Origin of the sequence: Pseudomonas sp. R62 (genome assembly GCF_000257605.1) — a bacterium.
GTDB lineage: Bacteria > Pseudomonadota > Gammaproteobacteria > Pseudomonadales > Pseudomonadaceae > Aquipseudomonas > Aquipseudomonas atacamensis.
Window position 1 is genome coordinate 1 of record NZ_AHZM01000814.1, and the last position, 2,543, is coordinate 2,543.

General features: G+C 62.4%; 2 protein-coding genes and 1 pseudogene. All 3 read right to left on the bottom strand.

Annotated features, from left to right (window positions below; translation table 11 throughout):
• Window positions 1-43: 43 nt before the first annotated feature.
• Window positions 44-838, bottom strand: a complete 795-nt coding sequence (gene tauB, locus OQK_RS00150) for a taurine ABC transporter ATP-binding subunit (RefSeq protein WP_016770573.1) — start codon at window positions 836-838, stop codon at window positions 44-46.
• A 15-nt stretch (window positions 839-853) separates the two neighbouring features.
• Window positions 854-1,831 (bottom strand): taurine ABC transporter substrate-binding protein, encoded by a 978-nt coding sequence (tauA, locus tag OQK_RS00155; protein ID WP_016770574.1) that lies wholly within the window; start codon window positions 1,829-1,831, stop codon window positions 854-856.
• Between the two features lie 238 nt (window positions 1,832-2,069).
• Window positions 2,070-2,543: pseudogene (locus OQK_RS00160) on the bottom strand (glutamate--cysteine ligase); the annotation flags it as partial.

Genomic DNA, 2,543 nt, shown 5'->3' on the forward strand with positions numbered 1-2,543 from the left:
ACCGAAGGTGTTTTCACCGCCGCAGCGGAAACGTCGTAACTGCTCATGCGCGCTCCTGCCGGGGTACGGCGCTGCGTTGCGAGAAGACTTTGCTCAGCACGTGCTCGCGGGTTTCGATAAAACGCGGATCGGATTTGATCGCGCGCGCCGACTCGCCAGCGGCATAACGCTGACCGAAATCCAATTGCAGACGCTCGACGATCTGCCCTGGATTCGGCGCCAGCAGAATCAGGTCCGTGGCGAGGAACACCGCTTCTTCAATATCGTGGGTAATCAGGAAAACCGGCTTGGCCGTGCGTTGCCAGACTTGCAGCAACAGCTCCTGCATCTGCTCGCGAGTGAATGCATCAAGCGCACCGAACGGCTCGTCCATCAGCAACACGCGCGGGTCGGCGGCGAGGGCGCGGGCGAGGCCGACGCGTTGTTTCTGGCCGCCGGACAATTGCCAGATGCGCCGCTCTTCGAAGCCGGCGAGATCGACCAGCGCGAGCATTTCCCGGGCGCGCTGTTCGCGTTTGTCCTTGCCGACACCGGCCAGTTCAAGGCCGAAGGCGACGTTGGCCAAGACGTCCTGCCAGGGCAGCAAGGCGTCGTCCTGAAACACCACGCCACGTTCGGCGCTCGGGCCTTTGACCGGCACGCCGTCGAGGGTGATGCGCCCGGCACTCGGCTCGACGAAACCGGCAATCAGGTTCAACAGCGAAGTCTTGCCACTGCCGGACGGGCCGAGGGCGACCAGCAACTGCTGCGGCCCGAGGGTCAGAGAAATATCCGCCAGCACCGGCTCCGGGCTGCCCGGGTACTGTGCGCTGATGCGCTCCAGCTGTAGCAAGGCCATCGCTGTATCTCCCGATCAGTTGGTGATGTATTTGGCGCTGACGTAAGGCGCGTAGTCCGGCAGGACGGCTTCGACCTTGCCTTGCTCCTTGAGGAACGCGGCAGTGTCAGTGATGGCTTTGGTGGTCGGCGCGCCGAGATCACTGACCTGATCCGCCGCCAGCGGGTAGACGTTGCCCTGCAGCAGCAATGGGATGTCGCTGGCCTTGGCGCCGGATAGTTTGACCAGTTTGTCGACGTTGCTCTGGTTGGCCAGCCAGGCCTGCGGATCCTTGCGGTAATCGGCATAGGCGTCGAGGGTGACCTTGGCGAACGCGGTGACGATTTCCGGGTGCTTCTCGGCGAAGTCCTTGCGCACGATCCACGCATCGAAGGTTGGCGCGCCGAACTTGGCCAGCTCGCCGGAGGTGATCAGCACTTTGCCGTTTTCCTTGGCCACGCCCAGTGCCGGATCCCACACGTAAGTGGCGTCGATATCGCCGCGTTTCCACGCCGCGATGATCGCTGGCGGCGCGAGGTTGAGCACGGTGACTTTCGACGGGTCGATGTTCCAGTGCTTGAGCGCGGCGAGCAGGCTGTAGTGCCCGGTGGACACGAACGGCACGGCGATTTTCTTGCCGATCAGATCCTGCGGAGTCTTGATGCCGGAGCCGTCGCGCGCGACCAGTGCTTCAGCGGCGCCGATCTGCGTGGCAATCAGGAAGGTTTCTACCGGTACCTTGCGGGTGGTCGCGGCGGTCAGTGGACTCGAACCGAGGTAGCCGATCTGCACATCGCCGGACGCGATGGCGGCGATGATGTCGGCGCCGTTATCGAACTTGCGCCAGCTGATATCGGCCTTGGTAGCTTTCTCGTAGGCGCCGTCGGCCTGAGCGACCTTGGCCGGGTCGACGGTAGTCTGATAGGCGACAGTGAGGTCGGCCGCCTGGGCCAGGAAGCTTGCAGCGGCCAGTGAGGCGGCGGCGAGCAGGCGAAGCGGGAAATTCAGTTTCAATTGAGAGCTCCAGATCAGGCGACCGAATGTCGGCGTGAGTGGAGACTAAATGATCTAAGAATCCCGAAATAAATAACTTTTTCGAATGAGCTTATGAGCGGAAAAATCTAAGGCAGGAGAGGATGTGAGCCTTTGACTGATCGTTCCCACGCTCTGCGTGGTAACGCCTCAAGGGACGCGGAGCGTCACAGGCTGCATTCCCACGCAGAGCGTGGGAACGATCAAGGCCGGGGCGGCTTTAATTGCTGATGGCGAGAATACTCGCCTGATACGCGCCGACAAACACATCGAAATCGCCGACTTCGTTCTGCTCAAGCTCGGTCTGCTGCGCCAGCGACGCGCGCGCCAGTTGTTCAAACTTCGCTTGCTCGTCAGCCGCCAACGGCTCGCTGCGGAAGAACTCGGCGTGGGTCTGGCTCTGGCGCAGGGAGAACTGCGCAAAGCTTTCCTTGTGCTCGGCCATGGCCGCCAGCACCTGCGCCGATGGGGTCAGGGACGGGTCGTTGACCTTGGCCAGTTGCGCATCAAGGGCCTTGCTGTGGGCATCGCCGCCAACGCTCTGGTCGAGCATCGCCGCCAGCGGAGCAATCTGTTCCAGCAGTTCAGCGGCCCATTGCTTCATTTCGACCGACTCACCGTCACGCTGCAATTGCAGGCCCGGACGGCGACCTTCCTTGACCACGCTGAGGAAGTTCGAGGTGGCGTTGCCGCA